General features: G+C 69.8%; 14 protein-coding genes. 5 read left to right on the forward strand and 9 right to left on the reverse strand.

Translation table 11 applies throughout. The features are described 5' to 3' along the window. The first annotated feature begins 88 nt into the window (after positions 1 to 88). Positions 89 to 1,057 carry a pirin family protein gene (locus EBN03_RS10015; RefSeq protein WP_122187661.1) on the forward strand — a complete coding sequence of 323 codons (969 nt, stop codon included), beginning with the start codon at positions 89 to 91 and terminating at the stop codon, positions 1,055 to 1,057. Positions 1,058 to 1,081: 24 nt separating this feature from the next. Here EBN03_RS10015 and EBN03_RS10020 read toward each other — a convergent pair whose 3' ends face one another. Continuing rightward, complete coding sequence (locus EBN03_RS10020) at positions 1,082 to 1,765, reverse strand: GntR family transcriptional regulator (RefSeq protein ID WP_233608282.1); 684 nt, start codon at positions 1,763 to 1,765, stop codon at positions 1,082 to 1,084. Positions 1,766 to 1,856: 91 nt separating this feature from the next. Here EBN03_RS10020 and EBN03_RS10025 point away from each other — a divergent pair, with 91 nt between their 5' ends. Together EBN03_RS10025 and EBN03_RS10030 are read left to right on the forward strand one after the other, a co-directional pair. Beyond that, positions 1,857 to 2,390, forward strand: a complete 534-nt coding sequence (locus tag EBN03_RS10025; RefSeq protein WP_122187663.1) for a YbhB/YbcL family Raf kinase inhibitor-like protein — start codon at positions 1,857 to 1,859, stop codon at positions 2,388 to 2,390. Then, on the forward strand, positions 2,387 to 3,241 hold the full coding sequence (locus tag EBN03_RS10030) for an SDR family NAD(P)-dependent oxidoreductase (protein ID WP_233608283.1): 855 nt from the start codon (positions 2,387 to 2,389) through the stop codon (positions 3,239 to 3,241). The genes EBN03_RS10025 and EBN03_RS10030 overlap by 4 nt, the downstream gene beginning before the upstream one ends. A 31-nt stretch (positions 3,242 to 3,272) precedes the next feature. Here EBN03_RS10030 and EBN03_RS10035 read toward each other — a convergent pair whose 3' ends face one another. The 7 genes from EBN03_RS10035 to EBN03_RS10065 form a co-directional block, all read right to left on the reverse strand. Beyond that, entirely contained in the window at positions 3,273 to 3,968 is a 696-nt protein-coding gene (locus tag EBN03_RS10035; protein ID WP_122187664.1) for a TetR/AcrR family transcriptional regulator, read from the reverse strand. A 55-nt stretch (positions 3,969 to 4,023) separates the two neighbouring features. Further along, positions 4,024 to 5,223, reverse strand: coding sequence for a CaiB/BaiF CoA transferase family protein (locus EBN03_RS10040; protein WP_122187665.1), 1,200 nt, complete (start codon positions 5,221 to 5,223; stop codon positions 4,024 to 4,026). Then, entirely contained in the window at positions 5,220 to 7,418 is a 2,199-nt protein-coding gene (locus tag EBN03_RS10045; protein WP_122187666.1) for an acyl-CoA dehydrogenase, read from the reverse strand. The genes EBN03_RS10040 and EBN03_RS10045 overlap by 4 nt, the downstream gene beginning before the upstream one ends. Beyond that, entirely contained in the window at positions 7,418 to 8,296 is an 879-nt protein-coding gene (locus EBN03_RS10050; protein WP_122187667.1) for an SDR family oxidoreductase, read from the reverse strand. Before EBN03_RS10050 ends, EBN03_RS10045 begins: the two co-directional genes overlap by 1 nt. A gap of 139 nt (positions 8,297 to 8,435) precedes the next feature. Then, on the reverse strand, positions 8,436 to 9,299 hold the full coding sequence (locus EBN03_RS10055; RefSeq protein WP_122187668.1) for a MaoC/PaaZ C-terminal domain-containing protein: 864 nt from the start codon (positions 9,297 to 9,299) through the stop codon (positions 8,436 to 8,438). Positions 9,300 to 9,369: 70 nt separating this feature from the next. Next, a complete protein-coding gene (locus tag EBN03_RS10060) occupies positions 9,370 to 9,807 on the reverse strand; it encodes a type II toxin-antitoxin system Rv0910 family toxin (protein ID WP_122187669.1) in 438 nt (145 codons plus the stop codon). Between the two features lie 32 nt (positions 9,808 to 9,839). Continuing rightward, complete coding sequence (locus EBN03_RS10065; RefSeq protein WP_122187670.1) at positions 9,840 to 11,030, reverse strand: lipid-transfer protein; 1,191 nt, start codon at positions 11,028 to 11,030, stop codon at positions 9,840 to 9,842. 378 nt (positions 11,031 to 11,408) lie between these two features. Between EBN03_RS10065 and EBN03_RS10070 the strand changes: the two genes are divergently transcribed. Further along, complete coding sequence (locus EBN03_RS10070) at positions 11,409 to 12,089, forward strand: DUF4232 domain-containing protein (RefSeq protein ID WP_122187671.1); 681 nt, start codon at positions 11,409 to 11,411, stop codon at positions 12,087 to 12,089. A gap of 4 nt (positions 12,090 to 12,093) precedes the next feature. Here EBN03_RS10070 and EBN03_RS10075 read toward each other — a convergent pair whose 3' ends face one another. Further along, a complete protein-coding gene (locus EBN03_RS10075; RefSeq protein ID WP_122187672.1) occupies positions 12,094 to 12,726 on the reverse strand; it encodes a TetR family transcriptional regulator in 633 nt (210 codons plus the stop codon). Positions 12,727 to 12,850: 124 nt separating this feature from the next. Between EBN03_RS10075 and EBN03_RS10080 the strand changes: the two genes are divergently transcribed. Beyond that, positions 12,851 to 13,675, forward strand: coding sequence for a TIGR03619 family F420-dependent LLM class oxidoreductase (locus EBN03_RS10080; protein WP_122187888.1), 825 nt, complete (start codon positions 12,851 to 12,853; stop codon positions 13,673 to 13,675). Positions 13,676 to 13,876 lie beyond the last annotated feature (201 nt).

Below are 13,876 nucleotides of genomic sequence, written 5' to 3' on the forward strand. Positions count from 1 at the left end.
CGGGAATGTCCGGGTACCTCGGCGTGTTGCAGCGGATAGAAGTTCAGATTTTAACTAGATGTTCGACGATCAGGGAGAGGACGTCGCAATGCCCGCGATCACCGCAGACACGCTGACCCTGCCCAGGGTGGCGGTTCCCGACTCCACTACGGCCACACCCCGCACCGTGCGCACGGTCACCACCGCGCCCACGGGCTACGAAGGTGAGGGCTTCCCGGTGCGCCGCGCGTTCGCCGGTGTTCCGTCCGGTCAGCTCGACCCCTTCATCCACATGGACCAGATGGGTGAGGTCGAATACGCCCCCGGCGAGCCGAAAGGCACCGACTGGCACCCGCACCGCGGCTTCGAGACCGTCACGTACATGATCGACGGCGTCTTCGAGCACCAGGACTCGCACGGGGGCGGCGGAACCATCACCAACGGCGACACCCAATGGATGACCGCCGGCAGCGGCATTCTGCACATCGAGAAGCCGCCGGAACACCTCGTTGTCTCCGGTGGACTGTTCCACGGCATCCAGCTGTGGGTGAACCTGCCGCGCGCGAACAAATTCAATCCGCCGCGCTACCAAGACATTCGGTCCACCGAGGCGGTCCTGCTGTCCTCCGACGACGGCGGCGCTCTGGTCCGCGTGATCGCCGGCGACGTCGCCGGCCACACCGGCCCCGGCTCCACCTTCACCCCGGTGACCCTGATCCACGCCACCGTCAGCCCCGGCGCGCGGCTCACTCTGCCCTGGAACGAGGAGTTCAACGCCCTGGCCTACGTCATGGCCGGAACCGGCACGGTCGGCGCGGAACGCCGCCCGATCCACAAGGGACAGCTCGTGGTCTTCGGCCCCGGCCAGACCGTCACCGTCGAGGCAGGCACCAAAACCCCTGCCGCCGAACCGAATCTGGAGGTGCTCCTGCTCGGTGGCCGCCCCATCCGGGAACCCGTCGCCCACTACGGCCCGTTCGTCATGAACACCCGGGCCGAATTGGTCACGGCTGTCGAGGATTTCCAGGCCGGCCGCTTCGGCGTCATCCCCGCCGAGCGCATGCCGCACACCAACTGACGCGCGAAGCCTGCCCGCGGAGTGTCAGCCTTCTGGCTCTACCAGTGCGGCCGTCGTCAGGGTGAGGTGTCGAGTCAGTATGTCGGCGGCGGTGTCGGCGTCGCGGGCCAATGCCGCCTCCTCCAATCGGCGATGCTCGTCGATACTGTCGCGCTCCGGGGCGCGGCGGGCCGCCAAGCGGCGGGCCAGCTCGCTCGCCACCCACAGCCGGTCGAAGGTTTCCAGCAACACCGGGTTACCGCATCCTTCCAAGAGCGTGCGATGGAATACCCGGTGAGCCTCGGCCCATTCTTCGCTGTAGTACTCGCCGTCCTGCCCGGTGAACAACGGTGTGCGCGCCAAGCGGTGGTGGGCAGCTCGTACGTCGGCTTCCCAGTTGACGTCACCACGTTCGATCGACATGCGCAGCAGCACCGGCTCGATGGTCCGGCGGGCCTCCCCGATCTGTTGCCAGCGGTGAGCGGAGACGGCCGGGACGGCGAAGCCGCGATTGGTCAGCCGTTCGGCCAGCCCGTCGCCGACCAGCCGCACCAGCGCCTCGCGCACCACGGCCAGGCTCACGCCGTATTGCCTGGCTAGATCCTGCGGCTTGAGCGCGTCACTGGGCGCGTACTCGCCGCGCATGATCGCGTTCCGCAACTGGGCGTAGACCCGCTCGGAAAGCATCTGCTTCGTCGGCTCTGTTGTGGCAGGGATCCTCGGGGTCACCACTTGATCATAGACGGTTCGGAAAATAATCGATTTTTTGTGCTATCGTCGATCTTGCACGCCCCCGTACGACTCCGAAAGGCGCGACACGATGAGCGCAAACGATCCCTTCGCCCGCCTCCCCGAGGCAGCCGCATTCACGGTCACCAGCAGCACAGTGAGCGACGGCGCCGCCTGGCCACCCGCGCAGTGGTCGTCCGGCGCCCCAGGCGGCAAAGACGTTTCCCCGCAGTTGAGTTGGACCGGCGCCCCGGCGGGCACCAAGAGCTACGCCGTGACCGTGTACGACCCCGATGCCCCCACCGGCTCCGGGTTCTGGCACTGGGCCGTCGCCAACATCCCGGCCACGACCACGACCCTCCCCGAGGGCGCCGGAGACGACGCGGGCAGCGGCTTGCCGGCCGGCTCCTTCCAATTGCCCAACGACGCGCGCCTGGCTCGATACATCGGGGCGGCGCCGCCCGCGGGGCACGGTGCTCACCGCTATTTCGTCACCGTGCACGCTCTGGACGTGGACGACATCGGCGTCGCCACCGACTCCACGCCGGCCATGCTCGGATTCGCTGTCGCGGGGCACATCCTGGGCCGGGCCACGCTCGTCACCACGGCGGAGACACTGCGGTGACTTCGGTTCGGATCGCCGATATCGACCGCATGGCCGAACGCACCGTGCTGATCACGGGTGCGACCGACGGGCTCGGCCGCGAACTTGCGTTGCGGCTCGGCGCGGCAGGCGCCCGGCTGATCCTGCACGGCCGCAACCCCGATCGGGCCGCCGCGGTCGCGGCCGAGGTGACGGCCGCGGGCGGGCACGCTCCGCTGATCATCCTGGCCGACCTGTCACGCCTCGCGGAGGTGGACCGGCTGGCCGACGAGATCATCGCCCGTACTTCGCAATTGGATGTGCTGGTGAACAATGCCGGCACCGGCGGCCGGTCGGACGGGAAGCGCGAACTCAGCGCCGACGGCAACGAATTGATATGGGCGGTCAACCATTTGGCCGCCTATCGGCTGACGCGCCAGCTGCTTCCGCTGTTGCGATCCTCGGCTCCGTCGCGCGTGGTGAACGTAGCCTCCGCCGGGCAGCAGCAGATCGACTTCGACGATCCGACCCCCGAGCGGGATTACGACCCGTACACCGCTTACTGCCGCGCCAAGCTGGCGATGATCATGGCGACCATCGAGTACGCCGCGGAACTCGACGGTACCGGTGTCACCGTGAACGCCCTGCACCCGGCCACCCTCATGCCGACGACCATGGTGCTGGACGCCGGTGCTACGCCGATCAGCACGATCGCCGAAGGTGCGGACGCGACTCTCCGGCTGATCTGCGATCCGGGCCTGTCCCGGACCACAGGCCGGTATTTCGACGGCGCCAGGCCGAGTCGTCCACACGCGCAGGCCGACGATCCGACGGCACGCTGTCGACTGCTCGAAATCAGCGGCGCCGCAATCGTCTCGGCGGTGGGCGGATAGGCCACGTGGTCCGGTAGAGACGCACCGCGAACTAGAGCAGGTCCGACACCTGGGTCTCGGGAACCAGGATGATCCCCCCGCTCTCGGCGGTCGCGGCGAGCACCTGCCAGGTCCACTGCTGGATATACGCCGACAACTCCGCCGCGCTCAGCGGCCGGCGGGAGCGGCTCAACCACCGGTTGATACTGCTGTCGACCATGCCGACCAGGGCGAACGCCAGCGATTCGGCGGCCTCGGTCTGCAGCCCGAGCTTGCCGAACACCGAGTCCAGCATTTCGGCGATCTGCACACCGATGGCGGTCTTGGTGTCGGTGACCGAGCGGGCCCCGCGCGCCGGGCTGCTCGCCGAACCCATGCCCAGGAAGTGGTGCAGTTGCGGGTTGGCGACGATCCAGCCGATATAGGTGTCGACGGCGCGGGCGATGGCGTCGCGGACCGTGCCCTCCGGGGTGAGAGTCGGGGCGAGGTGGGCCATCAGGTCGTCGAGGATCCGCAGGCGCAGGTGCTCGTCGAGATCGGCGCGATCCTTGAACAGGCGGTAGACCACCGAACGTGGCACACCGGCACGTTCGGCGATCTCCTGGACACCCACCTCGGGTCCGTGGGCGCCGACGGCGGCGACGGCGGCACGCAGGATCTGCTCGCGGCGGTCGGCTTTGTGGTCGTCCCACCGGCTGGCGCGGCCGTCGACTTTCGTCGCGTCGAGGTCGGGTGCAGTCTTCGCCATTCGCTCAACCTACCCATCCCGCCGCGGGGCGGCCCCGACGACCTGCCCGCTCCCGCTAATCGATGGCCCCCGCGCCGCGCAACCGCTCGATCTCCGCCGCCGAGTAGCCGACCTCGCGCAGCACGTTGGTGGTGTCCGCGCCGCAGGCGCTGCCCGGTTGCGGCACCGCCGCGGGGGTGCGGCCGAAGCGGGGCGCCGGGGCCGGCTGCCGGATTCCGCCGACCTCGACGAATGCCGCCCGCTCCCGATTGTGTGGATGCTCGTGGGCTTCCCACGGCGACAGCACCGGCGAGACACACGCGTCGGATCCGGCGAAGATCTCCGCCCATTCGTCGCGCGGCTTGGTGACGAACACCGCCGCCAGCCGGGATCGCAGCACCTCGGCTTCGTCGAGGTCGTACTGCACGGGTAGCGCGTCGGGCCCGGCGGATTCGTCCTCGGTGAGCCCCAACCGGTCGAGCAGCGCCGCGTAGAAGTGCGGTTCCACGGCACCCACCGCGACATACCGGCCGTCGGCGCATTCGTAGGTGTCGTAGAACGCCCCACCGGTGTCGAGCAGATTGGTTCCCCGCTCGCCGTCCCACAGATCCGCCGCGTGCATCCCGTGCACGAACGCGGTGAGCAGCGCCGACCCGTCGACCATGGCCGCGTCGACCACCTGCCCGGTGCCCGAGCGGGCCCGTTCCTGCAGCGCCGCGAGGACGCCGACGACCAGCAGCATGCCGCCGCCGCCGAAGTCGCCGAGCAGGTTGACCGGCGGCAGTGGCCGTTCCCCGGCCCGCCCGATCAGGTCGAGCGCACCGGACAAGCCGATGTAGTTGATGTCGTGCCCGGCCGCCGCGGCCAGCGGGCCGTCCTGCCCCCAGCCGGTCATCCGGCCGTAGATCAGGCCGGGATTGCGGGCCGCGCAGTCCTCGGGTCCGATGCCGATCCGTTCGGCCACGCCCGGCCGGAATCCTTCGATCAGGATGTCGGCGGTCTCGACCAGTTTCAGCACGACCTCGCGTCCCGCAGCGGATTTCAGGTCGACGGCGATCGAACGCCGGCCTCGATCCAGCACACCCGACGGCGACATCAGACCGGGAACGTCGCCCACCCGGTCGACCCGGATCACCTCCGCACCCAGGTCGGCCAAAATCATGCACGCGAAGGGACCCGGTGCGAGACTGGCGATTTCGACGACCCGCAGGCCGGCGAGCGGCCCACACCCCTCCGGGTTCTTCGGCGAGACCCGTCCCGCACCGGTCCCGGTCATGCCGCCGCGTCCCGGGGCAGTCCGAGCATGCGCTCACCGATCACGTTCAGCTGCACCTCGGTGGTGCCGCCGTAGATCGTGGTCGCCCGGCCCGCGATCAGCTGCTCCATCGCGTGGTCACTGCCCGCGCCGGGCACCGACACGACGCCGGCCACACCCGATTCGGCCACGATGAACTCCGAGATCGCCTGTCCCAGAGCCATTCCCAGCAGCTTGCCGACGCTGGAGGTGGTGGAGATGTCGATGCCCGACAGCTGCCCGAGCACCACCCGGGCACTGATCACGTCCACCGCCCGGCCCTCGGCGATCAGTTCCCCGGTCCGGTAGCGCGCCACCGGACCGAGGTCGCGCCCGATCGCGAACCGCAGCAGGTCGGCGTCGGTGGCATAGGCCTCCATCTTCTGGCTCAGCGCGACCCGTTCCCCGTTCAGGGTGGTGCGGGCCACGTGCCAGCCGTCGTTCACCGTGCCGACGACGTTCTCGTCCGGGATGAACACGTCGTCGAGGAACACCTCGTTGAACAGCGCCGATCCGGTCATCTCGCGCAGCGGACGCACCGTGATGCCCGGCGTCTTCATGTCCAGCAGGAAGTAGGTGATGCCCTCGTGCTTGGGCTTGTCCGGGTCGGTGCGGGCGATCAGCATCGCCCAGTCGGCGAACTGCGCGACCGTGGTCCAGATCTTCTGCCCGCTGATCCGCCAGCCGCCGGTGTCGCGCACCGCCTTGGTGGTCAGCGACGCCAGGTCCGAGCCGGCGCCCGGCTCGCTGAACAGCTGACACCACACCAGCTCGCCGTTGAGCGTGGGGACGACGAGTTCGCGCTTCTGGCGCTCGTCACCGTGACCCACGATCGCGCTGACCGCCCAGGTGCCCATGAGCAGCTGCGGCATGTCGATAGCGGCGGCCTTGATCTCCTGCGCGATCACGATCTGCTCGAGCGGCGAGGCGTCCCGGCCGTAGGGCCGCGGCAGGTGCGGCTGGACCCAGCCGCCGGTGCCGAGCGCGATCAACTGGTCGTCTTCGTCGTCGATGGCGGCGATCGGGGCGAGTTCGGCGGCGACCGCGGCCCGGATCGTCTCGGCCTCGGCGGGCAGTTCCAGGTCGGTCGGCAGCGAGGCGCCCGAGAGGGCGTACGTCACAACGGCTTCCGCCCGGGTCGCGCGTCCGCCGAGCGCGCCGCGGACGGCCAGCGCACGCCGATAGTACAGGTGCGCGTCGTGCTCCCAGGTGAAGCCGATACCGCCGTGCACCTGGATGCAGTCCTGCGCCACGGTCACCGCGGCATCCGGAACGATCAGTGCCGCAACGGCTCCCGCGTAGTCGGCGGTCTCGTCACCCTCGTCGAGCGCGTGCGCCGCGTCCCACAGGACCGCGCGCGCCTTCTCCAGGGAGATGCCCATGTGCGCGCACTTGTGTTTCACGCCCTGGAACTGGCCGATCGGCCGGCCGAACTGGACCCGGGTCTTGGCGTATTCGGCGGCGGTGGACACACACCACGACACGACCCCGACCGCTTCCGCGCCGAGCAGGACCGCGGCGAGCGAATTCACCCGCGCCGCCGTCACATCCAGTATCCGGCCGGGCTCGACCACGGCGCCGGCCGCGGTGACCCGTGCGTTGCCGCGCAGCACATCGATCCCGTCCTGGGCGGTGACGGTGAGCTGATCCCGGTCGAGGACCACCCAGCGGGTGGTGTCGGCGACGGTCACCGGCAGTACGAACAGGTCGGCGTGGTCGCCGCCGAGCACCCCGTCGAGAGTGCCGTCCACGACCAGGCCGCCGTCGCGCTCACCGCCGGTCAGGGTCGCGCCCAGCGCGACCGCGCCGAGCTGCGAACCGTCCAGCAGCCCAGGGTATTCCGCGGCGGCACCGGCCGCGGCCAGCACCGCGGAGGTCAGCACCACCGGCACGAACGGCCCGGTGTGCAGGGACCGGCCCAGCGCCTCGAGCGCCACCGCCAGCGTCAGCAGGCCCGCGCCCTGGCCGCCCTGATCCTCCGGCACGTGCAGCGACAGCAGGTCCTGACCGACCAGGGCGGACCAGAAGGACGGGACCCGAGGCACGGTCGTGGCCTCGACGTCGGCCCGGACCACCTCGGCGGTGATCGTCCGCTCGGCGAAACCGCGCACCGACTCGGCCAGCGCGCCGTGCTCCTCGGTCATGCCGAGGCCGAGTTCGTATCCGTTGCGGGACATCAGTTCTCCTCGGAGAGCGCCTTGGCGACGTTGTCGAGATCCCAGGGGCCGTCGGTCTCGACGGTCCGGATCCCGGTCCAGCCCTGCAGCTCGGTGATCGCACCGCCCTGCACCGCGAAGACCTTGCCGCTCAGCGGGCAGTCGGCCTCGGCCAGGTGCGCCACCAGCGGGGAGATGTTGGCCGGGTCGAAGGCGTCGAACTCACCGGCCGGCACCTCGGCGGCGAACAGCGCGCCCATACCGGGGGTGGCCAGGGTGAGACGGGTGCGCGCGATCGGCGCGATCGCGTTCACGCGGACGCCGTAGCGCTCGAGCTCGTCGGCCGCCACCAGGGTCAGCGCGGCGATGCCGGCCTTGGCCGCACCGTAGTTGCCCTGCCCGGCGTTGGGCATGAAGGTGCCCGACGCGGACGCGGTGTTGATCACCGAAGCGCGAACGGGCACACCGGCTTTGCTCTGCGCCTTCCAGTACGCGGCGGCGTGCCGCAGGGTCGCGGCGTGACCCTTGAGGTGCACCGCGATGACGGCGTCCCACTGGGACTCGTCCATGCCCGCGATGAAGGCGTCGCGCAGGATCCCGGCATTGTTGACCAGGATGTCGAGGCCGCCGAATTCGGTGACGGCCTGCTCGACCAGCCGCTGGGCGCCGTCCCAGGTGGCGATGTTCTCGGTGTTGGCGACGGCTTCGCCACCGGCGGAACGGATCTCGTCGACGACCTGCTGGGCGGGGCCCGCGTCGTTGCCGGATCCGTCGTTCGCGCCACCGAGGTCGTTGACCACGACCTTGGCGCCCTCGCGGGCGAACAGCAGCGCGTGTTCGCGGCCGATGCCACGGCCGGCACCGGTGATGATCGCTACACGTCCGTCAAGCTTTCCCATGGATCAGGTTCTCCTGTGTGATGTTTCGGGGGCGCCGGGTGGCGTCGAGAGCGGAGGAACGGGGCCGGCCGGGCATCGGTGGCCGGCCCCGTCCCGCTCGGGTGGCGGGCTCACACCGCATCGGGGCGGTGAGCTCCGCTCAGTCGGCGATCTCCACGAGACCGTCGGTGATGGCGATCTCGCCGTCGGCCTCGGTGTCGAAGGCGTAGGTCGTGACCGTGCCGTCGGTTCCGGTGCGCCGGAACCGGGTGGTGATGTCCTGGCCGGGCAGGACGGGTTTGGCGAACCGGACCGCCAGCCGCCGCAGCCGCTCCACCCGCGAGTCACCGAGTTCGGTGAGCGCGGCCCACGACGTGAACGCCATGGTGCACAGACCGTGGTTGATGATGCCGGGCAGGCCGGCCATCTTCGCGATCTCGTCGTCGAGGTGGATGGGCATCGGGTCACCGGAGGCCGGCGAGTACCGAAACGTCTGGTCGGTGTCGATGTGCTGGGTGACGGTGGCGACCGGGTCGAGGGCCCGGATCTCGTCGGTGAGCCGGTGTTCCGGCGCACCCTCGCCCTCGCCGGCCCCGGCGTCGACCTTGCGGAAGAACGCCGTCAGCCACTGCTCGTTGACCAGTTCGCCGGTGGCGTCCCGGGTTTCGGCGTACACCGCGACGGTCGAGCCGTTCGGGCGGCCGTGGTAGCCGATCGGCTTGGCCCGGACCACCAGGTCGTCGCCGGGCCGGATCGGCCGGTGGAAGCGGAAGTCCTGTTCGCCGTGGACCAGTTTCATGAGCAGTTCCACCGGCGCCACCGACAGTGCGGCGGGCGCCATGGAGGTGAAGACCGGCACGATGGCGAACACCGGCGGCGCGACCTCGCCCGCGAGGTGCGCCTCGATCGGATCATTGGTCGCCGCAGCGTATTCCGCGATCCGGGCCGCGGTCACCTCGAACCGTTCGGGATCGGTCCACGCACCGAGACCGGATCCGTCGAAGGCGACTTCGGTGCTGGTCATGCTGTGTCTCCTCGCATGAGCGGGGGCGCTGCGTGGTCACGCTTCGCTACCGCCTCCGCGCCTGACCCACTCATGCGGCGACGACGAGCTCGTTGAACTTGTCCATCGACGCCCGCAGGTCGGACTCGGCGTTCTTGGCGACGGCCTTGCCGATCGGGCCGACGATCATGGTGCCCTTGAAGCTGGCGTCGAACACGGCCGCCGAACCGGTGGGGGTCTCCTCCACCTTGAGCGCGAATTCGACGGTGACACCGGCCATTCCGGTGCCGGTGATGCGCAGGAACTTGGGCGCCTCGACCTCGGCGACGGTCCACTCGATCTTGTTGGCCATGTTCATGACCGACACGACCTCCAGGAAGCGGGTACCCGCGGTCAGCTGCGCCGGGACCTCCCCGCGCCAGCCCTGGTGGATGGTCAGCCAGCGGTCCCAGCCGTTGAGGTCGCTGAGCAGCTCCCACGCCTGCTGCGGCGCGACGGGCAGTTCGGTGGAAACGGAAACGGATGCCATGGTGGTGCTCCTTGTTGCGAGGTGGTGGAAGGTCAGCGGTTGGCGGGCCGGTAGCCGGTGACGACCACCGCTCCACCGAGTCCGATGTTGTGTTGCAAGGCGATTCGGGCGCCGTCGACCTGACGGGCGTCGGCGGTGCCGCGCAGCTGCCAGGTGAGCTCGCTGCACTGGGCGAGCCCGGTGGCGCCGAGCGGGTGCCCCTTGGAGATGAGCCCGCCCGAGGGGTTGACGACCCACTTGCCGCCGTAGGTGGTGGCGTTGTCGTCGACGAGGCGGCCGCCTTCGCCGGGCGCGCACAGGCCGAGCGCCTCGTAGGTGAGCAGTTCGTTGGTCGAGAAGCAGTCGTGCAGCTCGATCACGTCGACCTCGTCGGGACCGAATCCGGCCTGGTCGTAGACCTGGCGGGCGGCCACGTTGGTCATGTCGGAGCCGACCAGGTTGATCGCGCTCTCGGTGTCGAAGGTGGAGCGCATGTCGGTGACCATGGCCTGGCCGACGATCTCGACGGCCCGGTCGGCGAGGCCGTGGCGGTCGACGAAGTCCTCGTTGGCCAGGATCACCGCGCCGGAGCCGTCGGAGGTGGGCGAGCACTGCAGCTTGGTCAGCGGGCCGTAGATCTGCTTGGCTGCCAGCACTTCCTCGAGGCTGTATTCCTGCTGGAACTGCGCATACGGGTTGTTGACCGAGTGCTTGTGGTTCTTCACGCCGATCTTGGCGAACTGCTCGGCGGTGGTGCCGTAGCGCTCCATGTGTTCCTTGCCGGCGGCGCCGAACATGTACGGCGCGGGCGGCATCGCGAATTCCTGCAGCTCGGCGAGCGCCATGAGGTGGCGCATCATCGGCTGTTCCCGGTCGTCGTAGGTCGAGCCGAGCGAACCCTTCTGCATCTTCTCGAAGCCGAGGGCCAGCGTGCAGTCGGAGACACCGCTGCGCACGGCCTGCGCGGCCAGGAACAGCGCGGTCGACCCGGTGGAGCAGTTGTTGTTGACGTTGACGACCGGGATGCCGGTCATGCCCAGCTCGTAGACCGCGCGCTGCCCGGAGGTCGACTCGCCGTAGACGTAGCCGACGTAGGCCTGCCCGATCCGGTCGTAGTCCACGCCCGCGTCCTCGAGCGCCTTGGTGCCGGCCTCGCGGGCCATGTCGGGGTAGTCCCACTCCCGACCGCCCGGCTTCTCGAACTTCGTCATGCCGACGCCGACGACGAACACTTTCTGTGTCATGCAAGAACTCCTGTGTACCGCGTAACCCATGTATGTGAGACAGGCTGTATCGGTAAGATAAGTGTGACACGACGTCTCGTCAACGTCTGGATTTTGGTCGGACACGGTGTTACAGTCACCGGCTCCGGGAGGCTCGATCGGGCCACGTCACGGCCATGCACCCGCTCGACCCCGGTGGCTGCGCGTGGCGAATTCGCGCGCGGCCCAACCACATCAGAACCCGCCGCGCTGTTGCGCTTCCGGGATCCGCGACGATGTTCCGGCGACGGCAGCACCCGGAGCACCTTTTTCCGGCCACGCGCCGTCGACCGCCGACCCCGGCGGTCTCGGACCAGGTGGGACCGTGCACCGGTTTCCCGATCGAGAGGCGATCCAACGATGAAGCGGTACTCGATTGCCGGCGGGCTCCTCGCCGCCGCCACGCTGACCTTGACCGGCTGCAACTCCACCCTCACCAGCGGCCCGGTCACCGTGACCGTCTCCGCACCCGACAGCGCCACCCCCGGCACACCCGGCGGCGCGAACCCCGGGCCGGGCGGCGCGAACCCTGCCCCGGCGAGACCCGGCGGTAGCCCGAATTCCGGTGCGCCGACGGACAATCAGGGCAGCGACAACGGCTCGCCGGGCGGCGCACCGAACCCGGGCGCACCCGCTCCCGGCAAGTGCACCACGTCCCAACTCACCCTGGACAAGGGTGTCGGCGGACTCCAGGGTGGCCACTGGTTCCTGCGCCTCATCAACCACAGCGCGAACTCATGTGTCCTGCAGGGATTCCCGGGTGTCTCCTACACCAACGGCCCGACCGGCGACCCGGTCGGCCAGCCGGCCGACCGCGAGCAGACGGCCACCCCCGCACCGGTCACCGTCGCACCGAACGCCGCGGCCCAGTTCGAGTTCATCGAGAACGACTCCCTACTGGAGGGCTGCGCCGCAGTCCACACCGACACGATCCGGGTCTACCCGCCGGACAACACCGAGTCCCTGACCCTGTGGTGGCCGAAGGTCATCTGCCCCGGACCCGACCACATGCTGACCGTTCGCGCCATCACACCGATGTAGCGGTTCAGCCCTGCTCCTGCCACGGCGAGAGTAGGAGTTCGCAGGCCCGCCGGATGTCGGAGAGCGCTTCGTCGGTGGTCAGCCGGCCCGCTGTGGCCCAGGTCAGGATGCCGTAGACGCATTGCTCGAGCAACCGGGCCAGGCGGCGGTCCTCGGCCGTGGGCGCCAGGATGCCACCAGCGGCGAGGATGCGGTCGGGCATCGAATAGTCCTGCCAGATAACGTTTTCCGCGCCCGTCGCGCCGCCGGGGGCGAGCACCGGCTCCTCCCCGCGCACCGCGTTCATCGATACCAGCATGGCCCGCGCCAGGCGCGGGTGCCGCAGCAGCTCGGCGGTCGCGCGGGACAGGAACTCGGTGACGCCGACGACCGGGTCGGCCGGGATGCCCGCGGGCTCCGGCAGATCGCGTACCGCGGTATCGAGGACGGCGGCGAACACGTGATGCTTGGATGGGTAGTAGCGGTACAGCGTGCCGAGCGCGACTCCGGCGGACTGGGCGACCTCGTTCATCTGGACCCGGTCGAGCCCGTGCTCCGCGCCCAGACGGGCCGCGGCGCGGAGAATGGCGGCGCGGCGCTCCTCCTGGCGGGCGGTCGACACCCGGCCGGGGGCGCGGGACTCGGGAATTCGCGGCATGACCGCTACTCTAGGCCATTGAACTAGAATTCACTCTAGTTTTTCGGCGGCGCACCTTGTAGAACAAGGGGATGCCGAGATCTTTCCCCCGGGTGAGGAAGTCGCGATGAGCGCTGTGAACCCACTGCGCCTGGGCCTGTCCACCCCGATCGTGGTGCAGGTGCCGGGAATCGCGTCGCCGTGGGAGGCCACCGCCGGACCCAAGGAACTCACCCGGATCGCCCGCGCCGCAGACGATCTCGGCTTCGACCACCTCACCTGCGCCGACCATGTCGGGGTCCCCGCCGCGTCCGCCGCCGGGCGCGGCGTCACCTACTGGGATCCGCTGGCCACCCTGTCGTTCCTGGCCGCGCACACCACCCGGATCCGCCTGGCCACCTCGGTGCTGGTCCTCGGCTACCACCATCCGCTGGCGCTGGCCAAGAGCTACGGCACGCTGGACCGGCTCAGCGGTGGCCGCGTGGTGCTCGGTGTCGGAGTCGGTTCGCTCGCTGAGGAATTCGCGCTGCTCGGGGCGGCGTGGCAGGACCGGGGCCCGCTGGCCGACGCGGCACTGGCCCGCTTGCGCGCCGCGTGGGGGCAGCGAGAGGTCGACGGATTCGTGCTCGAACCGCACGCCACACGCACCACGGTCCCGATCTGGGTGGGCGGGCGCACCCGGCGCTCGCTGCGGCGCGCGCTGACCCTCGGGACCGGCTGGGTGCCGTTCGGCTTGCGTGCCGCCGATATCGCGAGCATGCTCGCCGCCCCCGCCGGCTTCGACGTGGTGCTCTCCCCCGGCGTGCCACTGGATCCCCAAGGCGACGAACGGGATTCACTGCGCCGGCTGGAGTCGCTGCGCACGGCCGGAGCCACCCACCTGACCTGCACCGTACGAGCCACCGACGCCGCCCACTACTGCGACCAGCTGGCCGCGCTGCGCGCCCTGGTCGACCGGCACCTGTCGTAACAGAGGAATCACTGTGCGCTCGAACGCACCTCGAGCGACTGGCGGATCACGCAGCGAACCACCCGCGTCCTGAACGTTTCCGAGGCGGTGCCGGCTCTGTCGACCGCACCCTGGACCAGCTGATCGGATCGGGCCCGGCGGCCCGTTCGCCCCGGTCGGCCGACAGAACGCGGCTGGAGCGCATGCGTGTTCGGTTCGGAC

Origin of the sequence: Nocardia stercoris (assembly GCF_003696265.1) — a bacterium.
GTDB classification, from domain to species: domain Bacteria; phylum Actinomycetota; class Actinomycetes; order Mycobacteriales; family Mycobacteriaceae; genus Nocardia; species Nocardia stercoris.